We start from the raw sequence: 21,221 nt of genomic DNA, 5'->3' as shown, positions 1-21,221 counted from the left end.
TATTCGATTTACAGCCTTCTAGCAATTGAAATTTCAGGATTTTAGCATTATATTTTTCTCTCTTTTTCGACAAAAAAGGACTGCCCATTCGGGCAGTCCTTTCCTAATTTTACTTAATCCAAGCACCGTCTCTGCCAACTTTATATCCGTTGACAACAGTGTTGGCTGCCATGCTTCCATTGCTGTACAAGAAGTACCATTTACCTCCTGATAAAACCCAGCCAGTCTTCATGGCTCCACTTCCATCAAGGAAGAACCATTTGCCGCTAGTCTTGATCCAGCCGGTTCTCATGACGCCGCTTCCATCAAGGAAGTACCACTTACCGCCAGATTTCACCCAGCCAGTCTTCATGTCGCCATTCTTAGCATCAAGGTAATACCACTTGTTGCTCCACTTAATCCAGCCAGCTTTCATTGAATTATCTTTATCAAAGTAGTACCACTTGTTGCCAACCTTGTACCAGCCAAGTTTAGCATCGCCATTTGCAGCATCAAGATAGTACCAGCGGTTACCTAGCTTAATCCAGCCAGTTTCCATAGAACCATCCTGTTTCAAGTAATACCATTTTCCATTAACTTTTACCCAGCCAGTCTGCATGATGCCGTCTTCATTGAAGAAGTACCAGTCACCATCGATTTCTTCCCAGCCAGTAACCATTTCGCCATCAATGAAGAAGTAGTAGTTACCTTCTTCATCTTCATACCAGCCATCCATTACTTCCTCAACTGGTGTTTGTTCAGCTACGATTCTACCTTCTACTGTAGGTGCAACCGGGCTGTGCTTTTCAATGTACTCAGAAAGGATTTCGTAGTCGACAACGAACAAGTCGTGAATGCGGCCTTCATCCTTTGCCGTTTTTAACATTGTGAAGCCGTCTCCGCCGTTAGCTGTGAATGCATTTGTTGCTACATTGTAAGACTTGTTTAAATCAATTGGCATATAACCATTTTCAGTTTTAACGTTTACTTCCCAGACTCTTTCGCCAACTGGCTTGGAAGCATCGTATTTGAACTTAAGGCCTGCCACTTGAAGGAATCTTCCTTCAGCTGTTTCAACACCGCTTACGCCGTGCTCAAGTGCCTGCCAGATTTCCTCACCTGTTAACTGAAGTGTTACAAGCAAGTTCTGGAATGGCAATACAGTGTGGACCTCTCCAAGAGTGACTTCACCCTGGTCGATTGAAGCGCGGATGCCGCCGCCATTTTGGATTGCGATATCAGTTGGCTCGAATTCGTTCGCTTTTGCAAGCATGCCATCTGCAATCATGTTTCCAAGGTTTGTTTCTTTTGTACGGACATTTGCACGCACACCATCAAGGACTACATCAGACTGGCCGATGACCGTCTTTTTCAGTTCTTCGATTGGTGCAGCCAATTCTGCTACACGCGCTGCAGCTGTTGGATCAGCTGCGAAAGTCTTTGTATCCAATAGTTCGCCTTCGAATCCTGTCACTACACCTTCTGCGTTGAATGTTACATCAACTACCCCAAGGTAGTTCAGGTATTCGTTCGCTTGTACGATAACAGTCGGCTCGTCCTTTTCAACCAGGACAGGCTTTTCAAGCTTAGTATGAGAGTGGCCGCCGACTAATAAGTCGATGCCGTCTACTGCTTCAGCCAGCGCTTTTTCAACGTTGAAGCCCGAGTGAGAGATTAGGACAATCTTGTTCACACCTTGAGCTTCTAAAGCAGCAACTGTTTCATTTGCTTTGTCTACTGCTTTTTCAAACACGATATCTTCTGATGGAGAAGAAAGGAATACTGTGTCTTCAGTCGTCAAACCGAAAATACCAACCTTTTCGCCTTCCACTTCTTTGATGATCGCAGGGTAAATCTTCCCGCCAACTGGAGCAGAGCTGATTTCGTCTGCGAAGAACGGCGCAAGGATTTCATCGTTTGTTACATTTACGTTCGCACTTACAATTGGGAACTCCATTGCGTTAATGAAGTTTGATAGAACAGTTGAATCTTTGTCAAACTCATGGTTTCCAAGAGTCATAGCATCATAGCCAAGAGCATTCATGAATTCCATGTCTGCAAGACCAAGATACTTATTGAAGTAAAGTGTTCCAGAGAATACATCACCTGCATCTAAAAGAAGTGCATTCGGCTTAGTCTCTCTTACTGTGTTTACAGCAGTTGTAAGTCTTGGGTACTTCTCAACATTCGCATGGCTGTCATTTGTGTGCATGACAGACAAGTTGAATACCGGATTCTTCTCAGCCACGATTCTTCCTTCTACTGTAGGTGCAACCGGGCTGTGCTTTTCAATGTACTCAGAAAGGATTTCATAGTCGACTACGAACAAGTCGTGGATGCGACCTTCTTCCTTTGCCGTTTTCAACATTGCGAAGCCATCTCCGCCGTTAGCTGTGAATGCGTTTGTTGCTACGTTGTAAGTTTTGCCTAATTCGATTGGAGCAAAAACATCTCCAGTCTTTACTTTTACTTCCCAAACGCGCTTTCCAACTGGCTTGGATGCGTCGTATTTAAACTTAAGGCCAGCCACTTGAAGGAATCTTCCTTCGGCTGTTTCAACACCGCTTACACCGTGCTCAAGTGCCTGCCAAATTTCTTCACCTGTCAACTGAAGTGTTACAAGCAAGTTCTGGAATGGCAATACAGTGTGGACCTCTCCAAGAGTAACATCGCCCTGGTCGATTGAAGCGCGGATGCCGCCGCCATTTTGGATTGCGATATCAGTTGGCTCAAATTCGTTCGCTTTTGCAAGCATGCCGTCTGCAATCATGTTTCCAAGGTTTGTTTCTTTTGTACGGACATTTGCACGCACACCATCAAGGACTACATCAGACTGGCCGATGACCGTCTTTTTCAGTTCTTCGATTGGCGCAGCCAATTCTGCTACACGCGCTGCAGCTGTTGGATCAGCTTCAAAAGTCTTTGTATCCAAAAGCTCGCCTTCGAACCCTGTCACTACGCCTTCTGCGTTGAATGTCACATCAACTACACCAAGGTAATTCAGGTATTCGTTCGCTTGTACGATAACCGTAGGCTCGTCCTTTTCAACCAGGACAGGCTTTTCAAGCTTAGTATGAGAGTGGCCGCCGACTAATAGGTCGATGCCGTTTACAGCTTCAGCCAAAGCTTTTTCCACGTTGAAGCCTGAGTGAGAGATTAGGACAATCTTGTTCACGCCTTGGGCTTCAAGAGCAGCTACTGTTTCATTCGCTTTGTCTACTGCTTTTTCGAACACGATATCTTCTGATGGAGAAGAAAGGAATACTGTATCTTCAGTCGTCAAACCGAAAATACCAACCTTTTCGCCTTCCACTTCTTTGATGATCGCAGGGTAAATCTTTCCGCCAACTGGAGCAGAGCTGATTTCGTCTGCGAAGAACGGCGCAAGGATTTCATCATTTGTTACATTTACGTTCGCACTTACAATTGGGAACTCCATTGCGTTAATGAAGTTTGATAGAACAGTTGAATCTTTGTCAAACTCATGGTTTCCAAGAGTCATAGCATCATAGCCAAGAGCATTCATGAATTCCATGTCTGCAAGACCAAGATACTTATTGAAATAAAGTGTTCCAGAGAACACGTCACCAGCATCTAAAAGAAGCGCGTTTGGCTTTGTTTCTCTTACTGTGTTAACAGCTGTTGTAAGTCTTGGGTACTTCTCAACATTCGCATGGCTGTCATTTGTGTGCATGACAGAAAGCTTGAATGTTTCTTCTTGTACTGGAGCAAAACTGAACTGCGCCAATACTGCATCATGGTCACTCACACGTCCGTGCGCTTCCATGAATTGAGAGTTAAGGTGAACGATATCAGCTTCTGCACCAGCAGCCAATTTGTTCGTTGCAAGGATATGATCAAGAACTTGAGCATTTCCTTGATAGTTGTACGTATAACGTTCAGCTTTTGGTACCATTTCTACAAGGTTTGTTAAAATGTCACCTTTTAGAGTTTGAATCGGATTAGAGAATTCAAAGTCATTCAAATCTCCAAGCACAACAACGTTAGCGTTCTCATTTTTGCTTAACACATCAGTGATGAAGCCTTTTACGACGTTTGCGATCTTCATGCGCTGCACTTCACTGCCAAGTACAGGAGGCTGGTTCTTTCCGAAAAGACCCTGATCTCCGCCTTTTGAGTTGAAGTGGTTCGCAATGACAATCACTTCTTCACCATTAAAAGTGAATTCAGCAGCCAATGGCTTACGACTTGATGCGAATGCTTCGTTCTGAGGTTCAATTCTTCCTGGGTTAAGAGTCAGTGAACCATTTTCGTATGCAACTGCTTCAGTTGCAGTTCCTTTAATACCTTCATTAAGAGTTACGCGCTCTGGATTGTAGATGAATCCAACACGGATGTTTCCTCCTGGAGCTCCACCGTCCAAATTATTTTCAGGAGCGATGTCTGTCCATTCGTAAGCAGGACCGCCATGAGCCACAATCGAAGCAATCAACGCTTCATAGTTTTTGTCTGCAGAAACCGTTCCATCATTAGTTTGTCCATTGTTATCCTGGACTTCAACCAGACCAATGATATCAGGAGTTTTCAGGTTATTTACGATTGACTCAGCAATCTTATCAACTTTTTCCTGGTCATTTCCAGTGAAGTTTTCAATGTTATAAGAAGCGACAGTAAGCTTGTCGTCTGCTTTAACGATTGAAGCTTCTTCACGCTGGTTTGTTCCTTCAATCTTTGTCGGCAATTCTGAAACGAGGACTTTGTAGTTTCCAAAGCCATAGCTTACTACACCAGTAACCGTACCGCCGAATGAGTCACCAGTTTTAACAACATAGTTACGGTCGGTAGTTAATAGGTGGAATCTTTCAGGGTTGAAATTATCTTCTGAAAGGATTGTACCGCCAGCATCTGTGTAAGTCTTTCCTTCAACCTTTCCGATGATTACCGGAATTTCACCATATTTTTGAGGTCCGACTGCAGTTGGGTTCTCAAGCGCAATGCGCATACCTTCAAGGCTTTCGTAGAAATCGATTCCATCCTCTTGGGGATCGAATGCACCAAAAGCATCATTATCAATGATTTGAGTAGGAGGTTGTACATCCTTGCCGATTACGACTGCTGCAGGCAGTTCATTTCCGCTTGAAACCACTTCAACCGAACCTGTCGATGCATTGATTTCTGTCATCGCAAGGTCAGTGTCAAGCTTATCGGAGTAGCCATCTAGGACCCACTCTTTTACTTGTCCATTAACTTTTACAAGGTCACCAGCCTTAGCTCCATGCATCCCTTTATAAACAAGGATACCTTCCGCAGTTTTAGGGTTGGAGTCAGCAGTTGCTGATTGCATGTAGAAGTTTGAACCATCAACTACATGAGTGACAATTCCTTCTACACCCTTAACATTTTCACCAGCATATGGGGAACTGTGAGATTCTCCCTGGATGTCAGCAATTGTTAAGCCTTCAATACCTTCAAATGGAGGTGGTGGCGGTGGTTCTTCACCGAAGAATTGGATAGCTGTAAGAGTTTTCAAACCAGGCACATTAAAGTAAGCCGTTAAGGTACCTGTAGCTACAATTTCTTTACCTAGAGCACTTGGCGCAGATAGTAAGCCATATGTCTGTCTTACCGAAGCAGGACTTGACGGTAACTGTACTGGTAGGATTTTTGCTGGATCTCTTTCAGTTGGGCTATCTGCGATAGCGAAATTGGTATCACTAGTAAATGGCCCTTCAAACTGATAAGAATTTGTCCCTTTCGTAAATCCAACAATATAACCTTTAACTGTAGCAGTGCCAGAATTATTCGTTATAGCCTCTTCAACAGTAATATAGCTTGCCTCAGCACTAACTACTTGAGCGATTGGAACAGCGTATCCTACTAACAATGTGAAAATTGTCATTAGGACGAACCATTGTTTCTTAAACATGTTCAATCTCATTTTCCTCCTTATTGGAACATTTTGGTTGTGGCTTGACGTCCGACTTCCCATAGCCAACAATTATTATCAAGATTCCCTCTCTGCCCCCCCATTTATTAAAAAACGCTTTAAATGGTAGCGCTTCCATAAACCTTAAAAAAAATTAAGGAGTATAAAATTAGGAACCTACTAATCTTTTGGCCATGCGGTAGATCCTGCTCACATCCTCCTTCGCTATTTTTTCTGATACTACCCTTTCATTGTATTATAGTTAACTAAAAAATATCTACACATATTAACAAAATCCACGGACTTTTAACCTAAATTTACAAGTTTTTGAATTAAATTAACAAAAAATATCATTAGACTCATTTAAACTTCTTACTATTATTACAAAAAGGCATAAAAACTAGAGTTTATATCTCATAATATCTTCTATCTTTATATTCACTTTCATTGACTCACTCCGCATTATCTCTTAACTTATCCCGGAATTTAAACCAGGAAATCCTTCCGTATATTTCTGGTCACGATTTCATAATTATTAACAAAGACAGTTTTTGAGGAGATTATTTTATGCGAAGGAACAAGCCTATTCTTTCTCCAGTAATTTTAATATTGCTATCTGCAGTCGGGCTTGCCTTGGTTGTTTTTAAGCTACTAATTTCCTTTGGCGGCAGTGCAGCAAATACGGTAGAGGAATTTTACTCATATGAACAAAAGAATAACTATTCAAGTTCCTGGGAGTTGTTTCATCCCTATATGAAAGAGAGGTTCCCCAAGCCCGCTTTCATACAAGATCGTTCTCATGTCTTCATTGGCCACTTTGGTGCTGATTCATTTGACTTTACTGTCAGTGATGGAAAAGAAATAAAAAATTGGCGGCCAGCCAAAGGAGAAAAACCCTTCAATACCGCTGTTAAATTTCTGGTTACCCAGACCTACAACGGAAAGTATGGGAAATTCAGTTTCGTCCAGGAGGTATATGTCGTAAAACATCAAAAAGAATGGACAATAATATGGAACTACAACAAATAATTTACCTAATAATACCTCATGTATATCGACAAATTACGACAAACTAAGTATTATTTTAAGTAGCAGTACCTGTTACCACCATAATTTTGTCGAACGGATTAATGCTTTTTCTTTCCTGCCGATATATTAGTTAGTGGGCAAAGTTACTGAAAGGTAATGACGCAAAGCTATAGGGGCTTCTGTCATCGACAATGCCAGCCAGCTACCATCAATTAAAGGGGAAATTGTTGATGTCAAACTATTATTGGCTTACGCCTGAAGCAAAGATTAAAAGAAAAAAGAGAAAAAAGTTTATTCTCTATACCTCTCTATTGTTGACTGCAATTGTTTTGAGTGCATTCTTGACAGTTATGGCGAATCAAATTTAAAAAGGTGCCTGCCCTCTATCATGGGCAGCACCTTTTTTTTAGTCTCCTTTAATCTCAAGAAGTTTTAGCTTCAGTTCATTTTCCATTGCTGCAAGGTCTTGTTCAGCCTGCCTGCGTTTCGTGCGGCCTTCTTGCTGGATTCTCAAGGTTTCTTCAAGGGTTGTAATCAAGTTTTCCTGCGTTTTCTTCAGAGTTTCGATGTCAACAAGGCCACGTTCATTTTCCTTAGCTGTCTCAATTGTATTAGTTTTCAGCATTTCTGCGTTTTTAAGCAGCAAATCGTTCGTTGTCTTTGAAACCTGCTTTTGGGCTTCTACTGCATGACGCTGCCTGATCAACGTTAAGGCAATCGCCACCTGGTTTTTCCATAGCGGAATCGCCGTAACGATCGAAGACTGGATTTTCTCGACGAGCGCCTGGTTCGTGTTCTGGATCAAACGGATTTGCGGCGCGCTCTGGATGGTGATTTCACGGCTTAACTTCAGGTCGTATAACCTCTTATCAAGTCGGTCTGCGAACTGAATCATATCATTTACTTCCTGAAACTTCATCTGGTCCTGCGATGTTTCCGCAGCCTTTTTCAGTTCCGGGATCGTTTTCTGATGCAGTTCCTCCAGCTTTAGCTCCCCTGCCGCAATATAAATATTTAAAGCATTGAAATACTCTTTATTTGTTTCATACAATTTCTCGAGCATGCCAATATCCGATAAAAGCACATTCTTGCTGCGATCAAGCTTGACGCTGATCCGGTCGATCTGCGCACTTGTCTTTTGGTATTTTGACAGTATTTCTTGAACGGATCCAGAAATTTTGCCAAAAATCCTGGAAAAGAAAGATTGTTTTTCCGGACTCAGTTCTTCAGGATTCATTTCATTCAGGCGCTTCATTAAATCATTAATGATGTCACCGACCTCACCGACATCCTTTTTCTGTACATGCTCTAGCATGGCATGTGAAAAAGTTAGGAGTTTCCCCTGAGCCTGTGAGCCGTAAGTGATCATCGCCTGCTGGTTTTTCGGATCAATCTGGGCGGCAAGCTGATATGCCCGCTCCCTGTTTTCCTGCGGGATTACATCGATCAACCTGACGGCCTTGGCCTCTTCTTTTAGTTGTGGCTTAACCGTCAGTTCGTGAGTATCACCAAAAGGGTTTTCGAGAAGCTCATCCATAAAATTGGTTGTATCCTTTAATAGGTCTTTTTCAGCCATTACTTTAACCTCCTGCTCTCATCCGGAAGCTCCTTATACTTTTTGATGGAGTTCTTCGCGACATCAATTTCAAAGTTCAGATGATTAATATCATTCGACAGTACTTCATACAAGTCCTTCTCAACAACCTTTGTCAAATCTTCCAGTGTTTCCTGTGTATCCCGAAGAGAGAATTCGAGTTCTCGATTCGCCTTCGATTGGGATGATAGGAAGGCATATCTTTCAGAAAGCTCAAGTACGGAATCTAGATGTGAAAAATAGAACTTCTCAGCCTGGTAAAACCTTCTTGGTTCCCTTCTCGTCAGCCGTTGAATATTTTTCGTCATCCTCAGAAGCTCAATTCGCTGCTTTAATGACCTGATATGCTTTATTGTAAAAAGCGCCTTTTGCAAACGTTTGATCTTCGTATTCGCATCATCAAGGTTTTTCTTTATATATTTGTATTCCTTATACGTTAAGCCATGCCTTTTAAGAAACCTGTTCTTTAAATAGGCACCCGTTATCCCATAAACGATACCTCCTCCGGCAATCGCGATGAGTGACGATATAAGGAATGTCTGATCAAATCCAGCAAAACTCAACAGCCAAAATAGAATGGACGACGGCAATGCCACTGCAGTTCGTATTATAAATGAAACGAATGGATTCATTTTTTTGATCGACTCCTGACTAATAATCTCTTTTTAATGTGGTGATTGGACTTCTTAATAATACGAATTGGATATTAAGAATGTTTCATGAAATCCGCCTTTTGGAAATATTTTTCCTTATACATACAATAACTGAAAATGTGTGGGAATTCTACAGACTTGGATTGTAATGTCTTCTAGGTCTTGAGACGTAGAATTTTAACATTTATTAAAGTCCGCGATCTATCCTGCGTTTTTGCATAGATTCACTACTAATAATCACAGCGATATACTATAGAATCACTAGGAAAAAAACGATGATAAAAGAGTATTCATTATACAAAAAAGGCTGCCCATTTAAGGACAGCCTTTTCGTTCATTTAATTATTGAATCCATGCTCCGTCTTTACCAACTTTGTATTTTCCAACCTTGGTATTGACTGCCATGCTTCCATCATTGAACAGATAGTACCATTTGCCGCCTGTTTTTACCCAGCCGGTCTTCATTGCACCGCTGCCATCAAGGAAGTACCACTTTCCTTTATCCTTAACCCAGCCAGTTGCCATTGCGCCAGTCTTGGCATTCAGGTAGTACCAGTCTTTACCGGATTTTACCCATCCAGTTTTCATGGCGCCATCTTTTCCAAGCATATACCACTTTCCGCCTGTTTTTACCCAGCCAGTCTTCATGTCACCATTACCCGCATCAAGGAAGTACCACTGGTTGCTCCACTTCACCCAGCCAGTTTTCATTTCTGCAGAACTAGGATCGAAGTAATACCATTTGCCGCCTACTCGGAACCAGCCAAGCTTGGCATTGCCGTCCTCATCGAAATAATGCCAGCGGTTACCATGCTTCTGCCAGCCAGTTTCAAGAGCACCAAGGTTATCTTCTTTTTCACTTAAATAGTACCATTTGCCTTTAACCTTGATCCAGCCTGTAGCCATGATACCTTCTTCATCGAAATAGTACCAGTCGCCATCGTATTTCAGCCAGTCACTAGTTACCAATTCACCAGTTTCAGGATCGATGAATCCCCAGTACTCGTTGCCATTTTCATCCGCAAGCAGCACCCAGCCTGTTGCATCTTCAAGTTCTACCTTAAGGACTCTGTCTTCGATTCCCACGCCTACAGTTCCATTAGCTTTGATGTAATTAACAAGACCGTCAAGGTCAGTTGGCCCAATGAATTGGTCTCTGCCTTTAAGGAGAGCCGTGTAATTGTCACCGCCGCCAGCCATAAAGTTGTTGACTGTAACTGTGTAATCAGCTTCTTCGTCAATCAATTCACCACTAGGGAGATAGATATCCAAAACTTTTTCTCCATATTCAAGTTCATCAGACCATTCGTAAGACAAACCTGAGAGTTGAAGCATACGGACTTTGTCAGGATTGAATTGCTGGTTCAACAGTTCCCTAATTTCAGCACCAGTCAGCGTCATCTTTACAAGGTCATTGCCGAATGGCTGAATTGTGAATAATTCACCCCATGTGATTTCACCAGCATCAAGATCCGCGCGGATTCCGCCTGGATTCATGAACGCGAAGTCAGTACCCATTTCTACGCGCATAGCGTCAGCAATCAGGTTTCCTAGAGTGGATTCCCCGTGCTCGTTTTGCTCACGTGTCATCGCCACTTCAGCACTGCCGATTACTTCATTAATGATTGGCGCTACATCTGCTTCATATTTGTCTACCATTGCTTTAATTTCAGGATCTGGAGTGATGCTGTCTTGGAATGTAGTAACAATCTCAGCCTTCTTGGAAACAAAATCCTTTGTTTCCACATCAAGCGTCAGGTCTACATCCGCGAACGCTGTTCCTGAAGAATATGCCTGGACAAGAAGCTTTCCGTCAACGACAGAGTTCAAGTATTGGTGGCTGTGTCCAGCAAAAATCACGTCTACTTCATCATCTACCTTGTTTGCGAAGTCAACAACTTCGCCAGTTGCATCCGTGCCATCAAATTTGGATTGACCAGGGTTATGCGAAACAACGACGATCGCCTTAACACCTTGAGCTTTTAATTCTAGAGTGTACTTATTGATTGCATCCACTTCATCAGTAAATTCCACACCAGCTGTACCGCTTGGAGTTACGATGCTAGGAGTATCAGAGTACACAACTCCAATGAAGCCTACTGGCACTCCGCCGAATTCTTTGATTTCATATGGGTTAAGAATTAATTCGCCAGTTTCCTTGTTCACTACGTTTGCAGCTACATAAGGGAAATTAGCACCGGCAAAATCACCTGTTTTCTCATGAGTGCCACCATTGATCAAACGCATCATCTCTTCTACGCCTTCATCAAATTCGTGGTTGCCAAGAGTTCCAAGATCAAAACCGATTTTGTTCAGGATTTCGATTGTAGGCTCGTCCTGTAATAATGCAGAAGCTGGAGCACTCGCGCCTACTGCGTCACCTGCATGAAGCATGAATGTGTTCTCAGGGTTAGCAGCTTCACGTTCTTTCAGGTAGGCTGCAAGATAGTCAGCACGTCCTGCATTACGGTTGCTCACTTTTTTGGTTATATTGATTTGGCCATGGAAGTCATTGATTCCAAGCAATTGGACATCAACAGTTGTCAAGTCCAGCTCATATTTACCCCAAGTGCCTTTTTCATCTGTAAAAGTATCTAGGAATTTCACGTTGCCATTCGCGACTGATTGTGCGTCAGGTGTAGATTTGAAAGTAAGCTTCAAGTTTTCCCCTGGTGTTGCAATCTTCCAGTTCTGGTCTGCTGAAGGATTGATTTCGCCTTGCTCTGAGATGTAATCCATCAATACTTGACGATTTTCATCAGCTGAATCAACGACAAGCTTGGATCCAGAAAGTCCAGGGAAGTTTCCTCCGCCGCTTGCACGGTAGTTGTTTGTCACAACGACGAATTTCTGCTCAGGGTCAACAGGAGTGCCATCTGGCATTGTAAGGTTCTTAATCCTGCTCGCAGAAGCATCGTTGATTGATCCGTCTGTCTTGTACTTCGCCGGCTGTGTAACATCGATTTCATATTTAAGTCCGTCAATTACATCATAGTTGAACGGTTCGAATGAGTAGTTGATCAGTTCCTGTTCTTCGGTGCTCGCAGGGTTGATTTGGTTGAACTGTCCAGCAGACATTTCAAGCCATTCCTTTACCTGTGCACCAGTCAATTCAACAGCCTTCAATGTGTTAGGGTACAAGTAAAGGTCGTTTGCACTCTTGATTGAAAGGTCACCTTTTGCGATGTTCGTATAATCGCTTGGACCCTGGCGGCCAGCCTTAAATGGAGCTCCAGCTGATAATACTGGTACATCTTTGTATTCAGGAAGTTTTTCATTAATATACTTCTCTACATACCATTTTTGGGCATTGTTTACAATCTGGATCGTCGGGTCGTCCTGTACGCGCGCAAAGAAGCTGTACATTGGTGCAGTAGTCGTACCGATTTTTCCGCGTACATAATTAAGCGTTCCATCATGTGCTTCTTTCACTGCATTAACGATTTCTGCATCTGGACCGTCAACTGTCGGTATTTTTACCTTATTTACTGTTTCAAAAATTGGTCTAGCAGCAGCTTGAGTGTCGACTACCTGCCATTTGCCTTCAGCATCTTTTTCAAGAGTTAAATCGATAACACCAAGGTTGTTACCCCAGTTCCCTGCTTCTACAGCAGCGACACCGTTGATTGTTCCTTTTGTTGCATCAACGCCGGCCACCTTGAATTCTGAACCAGTGCCTGGGAATACAACGTGCTTGTGTCCGAAAAGGATCGCATCGATGCCCTCAACCTTGCTCAATGGCATAACAGCGTTTTCTGCATCTGTATAAGCTTCTGCACTGGCGTCAAAGCCAGTGTGAGCAAGTGTCACGATGATTTCTGCACCGGCAGCCTTCATTTCTGGTACGAATTTTTCAGCTGTTGCTACGATATCCTTCGTCTTTACATGTCCTTCAAGGTTGCCCTTGTCCCATTGCATGATCTGCGGAGTGACAAGGCCTAACACACCAATCTTGACTTCGTGTTTGTTGCCTGCTTCATCCTCAAAAGTTCTTGTAAGGATTTCGTATGGCCTATATGCATTTTCATCGTTTGTTTCATCTTGATCATTGTCTTCTATATAGATATTAGCGTTTACATACGGAAATTCAGCTTCCTCCAATGCGTTATGCAGGAATGGCAGTCCGTAGTTGAATTCGTGGTTTCCTAAAGTTGCAGCATCATAATCTAAAATATTCATAGCTTTATAGATAGGATGGACTTCGTCAGCTGCAAGTCCTTTGACTTTTGCGACGTAGTCAGTTAATGGGTTCCCTTGAAGAAGGTCACCATTGTCGAACAAGAGTGAGTTTTTGACTTCTGCTTTGGCTTCTTTGATGAGCTCAGCTGTTCTTGCAAGACCAAATTCAATCGTTGGAGCGTCTTTATAGTAGTCATAGTCCATCATATTTCCATGGACATCTGTCGTTTCTAATAGACGCACTTTAAGAACATTTTCGACAGCAGCGGTTTCTTCAGCTTTCGCTACTGCAGGACTAAAAGTTACTGGAAGAGTACTGGCTATTAAAGCAGCAGCAATCGTGCCATTTAGCAACCTTCTCTTCATCTCTCGCCTAATCTTTCTTCTCACAAGTTTTCCACCCTTCGAAAATCTATATGTGTACTGCAAGAATATTTTACTAGGTTATTATGAAGATTAATAGTATTTTTTTGTAAATTTTTGTTCTTTTGTGTATTAATAATGTTTTTTATTTTTAGACAGTAAGCGATTTCATTTTTTCTGCTTTCAATACCGTATAAAGGAGGTTTTATAGTTAGTATCCATTCTTTAATAGAAAGGGTGCAGAATTTTCGTGATCATTTCTCTGGTGAGTTTCGTCTACTGGGCAAGCTCTATTTTTTCACCCTTTAACGTTCATAATAAAACGAGTTTGAACCTCTTAAAACGGCCTCTGGTTCGAACAGCATAGAGCCACAAAAAGGCTGCTCAACATTTGAGCAGCCTTTTTGTTATTCAATACGATGATAATAGTCCAGTTTTTCAAGCATGAACTTTACCAAGTCCTCACGAAGCTCAGGATCCTGCAGTGCGAATTCCACTGTAGTTTCAATGAATCCCTTCTTCTCTCCTACGTCAAACCTCTTCCCTTCAAATTCATATGCAAAGACACGCTGGTTCTCATTCAGTCTCTGAATTGCATCAGTCAGCTGAATTTCATTTCCCGAGCCCTTTTTCTGGTCTTCAAGGTACATGAATATTTCCGGAGTCAATATGTAGCGGCCGATGATCGCAAGGTTGGATGGCGCATTACCAGGAGCAGGTTTTTCAATTAAACTTTTAATCTGGTATGTTCGCTCATCTTTGCTGATTGGATCCACAATCCCATAACGATGGGTTTCATCCTGCGGTACCCGCTTTACACCAATAACTGATGCCAGGCGTTTATTATAAATTTCCTTCAATTGTAAAAGGCAGGGCACTTCTGATTGAACGATATCATCACCCAGCAGGACAGCGAACGGTTCATTACCGATAAAATTACGAGCGCACCAGACAGCGTGGCCCAGTCCAAGTGGCTCCTTTTGACGGATATAGTGGATATCGATCATGTTAGATATGTTTTGGATGGTTTCAAGCAACTCATACTTCTCTTTTTCCATCAAATTCTTTTCAAGCTCCAGGGCATGGTCAAAATGATCTTCAATGGACCTTTTTCCCTTCCCTGTGACAATGATGATGTCTTCAATCCCTGATGCGATGGCTTCTTCTACAATGAACTGGATTGTCGGCTTATCAACAATTGGCAGCATTTCCTTCGGCATCGCCTTCGTTGCTGGAAGGAATCTGGTCCCCAAACCGGCAGCGGGAATGATTGCCTTTCTTATTCGGTTCATGTTTCGCCCCCTATTTTTATTTGATTAAAAAATTACTGTACCCGATTTTCAGTCTTATTTATATATATACGACATCGGGATGCAAAAACATTCATTAATCTTTAAAAGGGGATTTTAGTATAAAAAGAGAGACACCACTCTAACAGAGTGCCAAAACGGGAATATCGCAGCATTGGCTGCCCTATCAATAGAGAAAACTAAAGGAGTCGACGATGCAGAAAGATTTATCGAGGAAGATGAAAGGGAATTTCCTAATTTACGAGAGAGAATATCAGCGATTATCGTGAAAGGTTTAAAAACTATTAAGGTAGATACCCAAAGCTTGGCAGCCTATTGTTGCTGGCAAGCTTTTTTCAAATCCCAATAACAGCTTTAATCCTTTTTTTACATTTTTTTACGTTTTTCTGTTTTTTAGTTCAATTTTCCCTTCTTTCTTGTCGATTTTCGTAATATTATGGTAGTAACCTAAGTCGTTTTATTTTACAGAATGATAAAAATATGATAGAGACAGCATACATACAACTAAGTTTCTATTAATCTTTCATTCAGGTGGCACCAAGTTTTTTTACAGCTTAGGAAATTGAACATAATGAAAGAAGGGAACGAAGATTTGAAGTTTAGAGTTGTCCTGCTGTCTTTGATGGTTTTTTTTGTGATCGGTCTTGGGATGGGTTCAAACTCTGCTGACGCAGCTACTACAGGCTGGAACTATACAAGCGGGAATTGGTATTACTATCAAAACGATGTCCCTGTAAAAGGGTGGGTTTACGATGGAAAGAACTGGTATTACATGAATAGCTCAGGCGTGATGCAAACCGGATGGATTTACTGGAAATATGATTGGTATTACTTAGATAAAAGCGGTGCAATGAAGACTGGGTGGCTCAAGTGGTCGAACAATTGGTATTACCTGAAATCCAGCGGTGCGATGCAAACTGGATGGCTTAATGACAATGGCACCCATTATTATCTGCAATCGGATGGCGCAATGAAAACCGGATGGATGCAGCTGGGGACGGATACTTATTTTTTCAAAAGCAGTGGAGCAAAGAGCATTGGAATTACGCAGATTAGCGGATGGTATTACTATTTCAATAACAGCGGAGTGCTCCAAAAAAATAAGTGGCTGAACCTTGACTCAAAAACCTACTATCTAACCAGTGATGGAAGGGCTGCTGCCGGCCCTTATGACATCCTCGGAAAGAGGTATCTTTTTAATGAAGAGGGAGTTCTTGTAAAAGGATTATCTGACATCAACGGTATCACGTACTACACAAACCAGGATGGTATGATCCAAAGTGGTTGGCAGACAATCGATGGACGCAGATATTATTTTAACAGCAACGGGGCCATGCAGGTCGGCTGGTTCACTGAGCTAGGAAATACCTATTACCTTGGAAGCACAGGCATTATGACTACCGGAATTGCAAAAATAGGAACGCAGTCCTATTACTTCAATTCCAGCGGGATACTTTTTAAAAATGGCTTTTTTACCGAAAACGAAAAAAGATACTATGCGAATGATAAAGGTGAGCTGAATTACAGCTGGCTGACCCTTAATGGCCATAAGTACCATTTTGGTTCTGATTTTATCATGGACACCGGATGGGTCTATGAAGGAAAGTGGTATTTCTTCAATGGACAGGGAGAAATGCAGACTGGATGGCTTTCTAGCGGCGGCAAGTGGTATTATCTTGATTCAAGCGGAGCGATGCAAACAGGCTGGGTCTTCTTAGGCGGAAAATGGTACTACCTCGATAAATCAGGTGCAATGCTGACTGGCTGGTACCAGGATGGAGGCAAATGGTATTATTCCAATACCAGCGGCGTGATGCAAACTGGTTGGATCACCGATGCTGCCGGTAAAGAATGGTACCTGGAGCCAAGCGGGGTATGGATTCCCGTCTCAAGGGAACTCGAGGGCAAAAAGATCGTGCTTGACCCTGGTCATGGCGGGCGTGACAGTGGAGCGGTATCAGGAATCATTTATGAAAAGAACATTGTTCTAAGTGTAGGTCTTAAGCTAAAAGACGAATTGAGAAAACATGGTGCCAAGGTTCATATGACTCGAAGCACTGATGTTTACCTGACTCTTGGTGAGCGTGTCGTTTACTCTAATTCGATTTTGCCTGATGCGTTCGTAAGCATTCACGTGAATTCGTCTGTATATTCACAGCCAGCCGGGATGGAAACATACTACAATCCAAACGGCTACTACCCTACAGCTAGCAAGACATTGGCAACATCTATTCAAACCGAGATGATTAAAGCAACCGGTGCTGCCAACAGAGGTGTCAAAACAGCGGAATTCGCAGTATTGCGCGGAAACAAAGCACCAGCAGTACTTGTTGAGATTGGCTTCATTTCCAATGCTGCCGAACGGGACAAGCTTATCACTTCAAGCTACCAAACAAGTGTAGTCAATGGAATGTATAAAGGTTTAAGTGGGTTTTTATCTAAATAAAGGCAATGCAAAAGCACTGGTCAATTGATCAGTGCTTTTTCTGTTCTTACGCTAAATAATATTTTCCGAATGTAGATTTCACATCTCCATCCCCTCTTCATTATCGAAAAATCGAAATTTCGACAGATTTAGTGCTTAGAGCATGTTGAAAAGGCTGGTAATTTGTAGGAATTTTTGTTGTTTGGTTTTCTGAAAAAGGCGGTATATAGGGATTACAGGACCAAAAGTAAAAATAATACAGTGAAAAGGAGTGTTTTAAATGAAAGTAAAAGCAGGAAGCTGGAGCATGTTAAGCGCAGAGGAAAAACTATTATTATTGACGATGATCAGCAAACAAAACAAGAAAGGCGGAAGACATGAATAGTTTCGATAAGGGCGCCTGACTCTAAGAGCTCATCCGAGGGTCAGGCACCATCATCATTTTCAAGTCCCGGTTTTTCAATCCAGCCGCCGAAGTGCATGGCAATAAGTGCGACTTCATCATTTGATATTTCTTTACCAATGGCTTGTTCAAGGTGATGGATGACCTTTTTCGTCTCTTCGAAAAGATCAGAGTAATGGCTGATGATGGTGGCAGCAAGCGGATTTTCGAATTCGAGCCTATAAATGATCCGGTAATAGGCTGACTTCAAGTGAAAATACAGGCTTTGTTCAAGCACCTCTTTGTTCCGGAAGGCCAGTTGGAAATCATCCTCGAAATCTTTGACCATCTTTTCGATCAACTTCTTTAGAATCAACAGTTCATTTTCTCCTGCATTGTTCGGACAGTAAACCTCATTCTTTGCCTCCATCAAACATACCGATATATAACAGAGTTCATCATCGGGTATTGTCAGATTAAACTTTTCCGCAATCTGCTCTCCAATATATTGAGCAGCCTGATATTCAGCAGACGGCTTCAAAATGACTTTTTCCATTGGATCCATAGCCATTATTTTACCTTGACGATATCTCTTCAATAAAAATAATAAATGAATGCTCAGGATTTCGATCATATCATCTGGATAATGAATTTTGAGGATTTTTTCCGATTCAAAGAGAATGTGATAAATAGCGGCGGCTTCTGATGAAGCGAATAATTCATTGGACCAATTCTGGTCAGTCAGGATTTCCGGGTTTGGATTCAGCCAATGACTATCCTTTTCCGGGTGAATTCTGGCAAGGAAATGGACAAGACTCCTGCGTTTGTCATGTTCCGTTCCGATAATATGATATCCTTCCTCTCTCCCCAGTTTAAGTTCCAAACGATGGTCAGCCAGTCTGGATTTCAAACTCTCCAGATCCCGTAAGATCGTACTCCTGCTGACAGCCAGCTTTTCCATTAAATCATCCAGGAAAACAGGCTCCTCCCTCGTCAAAAATAAAACTCCGATCCAAGCTTGTCGTTCCCGAGGTGAACGGTGGTATTCACTATCCAGGTTCAGACGACCTAGCTTTTCTTTAATAAAAACTTTTTCGCAAGCATCCAAATAAAAACCATTCGTCCGCGCATGCTTAACAGGCTGCAGCTTCTGCCTCTCCAGCCAATCATTAATTCCTGTAATGTCACGATAAACAGTACTTTCTGCAATCTTCCATTCAGCTATGACGCTTCCTGCGGAGACGTAGGATTCCGTCTGCATGAGCATGTTCAGAATTCCTACTTTCCGAGCATTTAATGACATGATAGAAATCACCCTTTTTAAACCGGCTTGCCGAAAAACAATAAGTTTTTGTCTCACCTCTCATTATACTTCCCGTGGTATACTTTTCGTACCCTTTAGGTATTTGTTATTAAAAAAGCACTTGAGCCCGTCTCATATTTGCTGGGCTTCAAGCGCTATTTCAACTGAATGGAATAATTGCCACCTTAATTAATGTTCGTACCTTTATTTATTTAAATGCCATCGTTGCATGAACAGCTTTTTTCCAGCCGCCGTAAAGCTGGTCTCGGTCTTCATCGGACATCTTCGGTTCAAACGATCGATCGATTGCCCACTGTGATGCGATTTCCTCCTGACTTTCCCAATAGCCAACTGCAAGGCCTGCAAGATAGGCTGCACCCAAAGCAGTTGTTTCGTTTACTACCGGTCTTTCTACCGGCACATTCAGAAGGTCACTCTGGAAGTCCATCAAGAAGTTGTTCATGACTGCACCGCCGTCAACGCGAAGGGTCTTCAGCTCGATTGCTGAATCAGCTTCCATCGCTGACAGAACATCCTTCGTCTGATACGCAAGTGACTCAAGAGTTGCACGGACAAAATGCTCTTTGCTCGTTCCGCGTGTAAGACCGAAAATCGCACCTCTGACGTCGCTGTCCCAATATGGTGTTCCTAGGCCGACGAACGCAGGAACAACATAGACGCCATCAGTTGATTCAACCTTTTTTGCGTAATCTTCGCTGTCCTTCGCATTCTTCAGCATCCTCAAGCCGTCGCGCAGCCATTGGATAGCCGATCCGGCAACGAAAATGCTTCCCTCAAGAGCATACTCAACCTTGCCATTCAGCCCCCAGGCAAGAGTTGTCAATAATCCATGCTCTGATTTTACCGCTTTTTCACCGGTATTCATCAGCATGAAGCAGCCTGTGCCATACGTGTTCTTCGCCATACCTTCCTCGAAGCATGCCTGGCCGAACAATGCCGATTGCTGGTCACCCGCGGCACCAGCAATCGGAATCTCATGGCCGAAGAAATGGTGTGTAACAGTATTTGCATAAACCTCTGAAGACGGCTTAACCTCCGGAAGCATGGAAGCCGGTACTCCAAGAATTTCAAGGAGCTCCTCATCCCACTTCAGGTCATATATATTGAACATAAGTGTACGCGAAGCATTGCTATAGTCCGTAACATGGGCACTTCCGCCAGAAAGCTTCCAGATGAGCCAAGTGTCAATCGTTCCGAATAACAGCTTGCCTTCCTCTGCTTTTTGTCTTGCGCCCTCTACATTGTCAAGGATCCATTTGACTTTCGTTCCTGAAAAATAAGCATCGATAAGCAATCCGGTTTTATTACGGAAAAGGTCATTGTAGCCCTGTTCCTTCAGTTCATTACAAATTCCGCTTGTTTGCCGTGATTGCCAAACAATCGCGTTATAAACTGGAAGCCCTGTTTCCTTATCCCATACAACTGTCGTTTCACGCTGGTTCGTAATCCCTATTCCCGCTATCTGCTCTGGCTTAACATTGGATTCTGATAAAACTCCTGCAATGACAGCCAGCACTGAACCCCAGATTTCATTCGCATTATGCTCTACCCATCCTGGCTTCGGAAAATGCTGCGTGAACTCCTTCTGCGAAACATGGACGACCTTCCCTGCTTTGTCGAAAAGAATCGCCCTGGAGCTTGTCGTTCCCTGGTCTAAAGATAGAATGTACTTTTCCATAAGATAATTCCCCCCTCGCTAACTTAACCGCTTTCAATTTATTGTTTTATTACATACCAACTTTAAATGTATCTAACTGTACTGCCTGTTTTTACCTACTGTATAAACTAATGCTTGAGTTAATGCTACTATACCAATTACCAACCAAAAAGTCCCTGCTACTGCTCCCTAATACAAAAGAAAAGTGCCGAATACCTCAATGAATAAATTCGAAAAAATATTTGGAATTGCCGGGCCTGTAAGAAAAACGCCTATCTTGTAATTCCTCCTGCATCTTTATATTAATCAAACGTTTGTTTAACTATTTATCGACAAACCTCGTGAATATTACTCCCATCTGTCATTAAGCAAGCTATCAATTTTCCCTGTAAACCAGCCTTGACTGAATCCAAAAAATATCATTCCTTGTAATACCCTT

The 21,221-nt window shown here is 42.4% G+C and carries 9 protein-coding genes and 1 riboswitch; of the genes, 2 read left to right on the top strand and 7 right to left on the bottom strand.

The window, feature by feature from the left end; translation table 11 throughout:
• Positions 1-109: 109 nt before the first annotated feature.
• A complete protein-coding gene (locus DYI25_RS15055; protein ID WP_249745511.1) occupies positions 110-5,866 on the bottom strand; it encodes a 5'-nucleotidase C-terminal domain-containing protein in 5,757 nt (1,918 codons plus the stop codon).
• Positions 5,867-6,433: 567 nt separating this feature from the next.
• Here DYI25_RS15055 and DYI25_RS15050 point away from each other — a divergent pair.
• Complete coding sequence (locus tag DYI25_RS15050) at positions 6,434-6,895, top strand: hypothetical protein (RefSeq protein ID WP_213370319.1); 462 nt, start codon at positions 6,434-6,436, stop codon at positions 6,893-6,895.
• A gap of 126 nt (positions 6,896-7,021) precedes the next feature.
• Positions 7,022-7,105, top strand: a riboswitch (cyclic di-GMP riboswitch).
• 196 nt (positions 7,106-7,301) lie between these two features.
• Here the strand turns inward: DYI25_RS15050 and DYI25_RS15045 are convergent.
• The 4 genes from DYI25_RS15045 to galU form a co-directional block, all read right to left on the bottom strand.
• A complete protein-coding gene (locus tag DYI25_RS15045; protein ID WP_213370317.1) occupies positions 7,302-8,471 on the bottom strand; it encodes a toxic anion resistance protein in 1,170 nt (389 codons plus the stop codon).
• Complete coding sequence (locus DYI25_RS15040; RefSeq protein ID WP_213370315.1) at positions 8,471-9,121, bottom strand: 5-bromo-4-chloroindolyl phosphate hydrolysis family protein; 651 nt, start codon at positions 9,119-9,121, stop codon at positions 8,471-8,473. Before DYI25_RS15040 ends, DYI25_RS15045 begins: the two co-directional genes overlap by 1 nt.
• 363 nt (positions 9,122-9,484) lie before the next feature.
• A complete protein-coding gene (locus tag DYI25_RS15035) occupies positions 9,485-13,711 on the bottom strand; it encodes a bifunctional 2',3'-cyclic-nucleotide 2'-phosphodiesterase/3'-nucleotidase (protein WP_213370312.1) in 4,227 nt (1,408 codons plus the stop codon).
• A gap of 380 nt (positions 13,712-14,091) precedes the next feature.
• Positions 14,092-14,976 carry a UTP--glucose-1-phosphate uridylyltransferase GalU gene (gene galU / locus DYI25_RS15030; protein WP_213370310.1) on the bottom strand — a complete coding sequence of 295 codons (885 nt, stop codon included), beginning with the start codon at positions 14,974-14,976 and terminating at the stop codon, positions 14,092-14,094.
• A 589-nt stretch (positions 14,977-15,565) separates the two neighbouring features.
• On the opposite strand from galU, the gene DYI25_RS15025 reads away from it, so the two are divergent.
• Positions 15,566-17,440, top strand: coding sequence for an N-acetylmuramoyl-L-alanine amidase (locus DYI25_RS15025; RefSeq protein WP_213370308.1), 1,875 nt, complete (start codon positions 15,566-15,568; stop codon positions 17,438-17,440).
• Positions 17,441-17,844: 404 nt separating this feature from the next.
• Here DYI25_RS15025 and DYI25_RS15020 read toward each other — a convergent pair whose 3' ends face one another.
• Together DYI25_RS15020 and glpK are read right to left on the bottom strand one after the other, a co-directional pair.
• Complete coding sequence (locus tag DYI25_RS15020) at positions 17,845-19,104, bottom strand: BglG family transcription antiterminator (protein WP_213370306.1); 1,260 nt, start codon at positions 19,102-19,104, stop codon at positions 17,845-17,847.
• 208 nt (positions 19,105-19,312) lie between these two features.
• Positions 19,313-20,803, bottom strand: a complete 1,491-nt coding sequence (gene glpK / locus DYI25_RS15015; RefSeq protein ID WP_213370304.1) for a glycerol kinase GlpK — start codon at positions 20,801-20,803, stop codon at positions 19,313-19,315.
• Positions 20,804-21,221: the final 418 nt, after the last annotated feature.

The organism is Mesobacillus boroniphilus (genome assembly GCF_018424685.1).
Classification (GTDB): Bacteria; Bacillota; Bacilli; order Bacillales; family Cytobacillaceae; genus Mesobacillus; species Mesobacillus boroniphilus_A.
Note: the sequence above shows the minus strand (reverse complement) of the source record. Positions and strands in the feature narration are given on the sequence as shown.

Bases quoted from the DNA above. Each gene is read 5' to 3' on its own strand.
- DYI25_RS15025 (WP_213370308.1), top strand. From the start codon at position 15,566: ATGAAAGAAGGGAACGAAGATTTGAAGTTTAGAGTTGTCCTGCTGTCT.
- DYI25_RS15055 (WP_249745511.1), bottom strand. From the start codon at position 5,866: ATGTTTAAGAAACAATGGTTCGTCCTAATGACAATTTTCACATTGTTA.
- DYI25_RS15040 (WP_213370315.1), bottom strand. From the start codon at position 9,121: ATGAATCCATTCGTTTCATTTATAATACGAACTGCAGTGGCATTGCCG.
- galU (WP_213370310.1), bottom strand. From the start codon at position 14,976: ATGAACCGAATAAGAAAGGCAATCATTCCCGCTGCCGGTTTGGGGACC.
- DYI25_RS15050 (WP_213370319.1), top strand. From the start codon at position 6,434: ATGCGAAGGAACAAGCCTATTCTTTCTCCAGTAATTTTAATATTGCTA.
- glpK (WP_213370304.1), bottom strand. From the start codon at position 20,803: ATGGAAAAGTACATTCTATCTTTAGACCAGGGAACGACAAGCTCCAGG.
- DYI25_RS15045 (WP_213370317.1), bottom strand. From the start codon at position 8,471: ATGGCTGAAAAAGACCTATTAAAGGATACAACCAATTTTATGGATGAG.
- DYI25_RS15020 (WP_213370306.1), bottom strand. From the start codon at position 19,104: ATGTCATTAAATGCTCGGAAAGTAGGAATTCTGAACATGCTCATGCAG.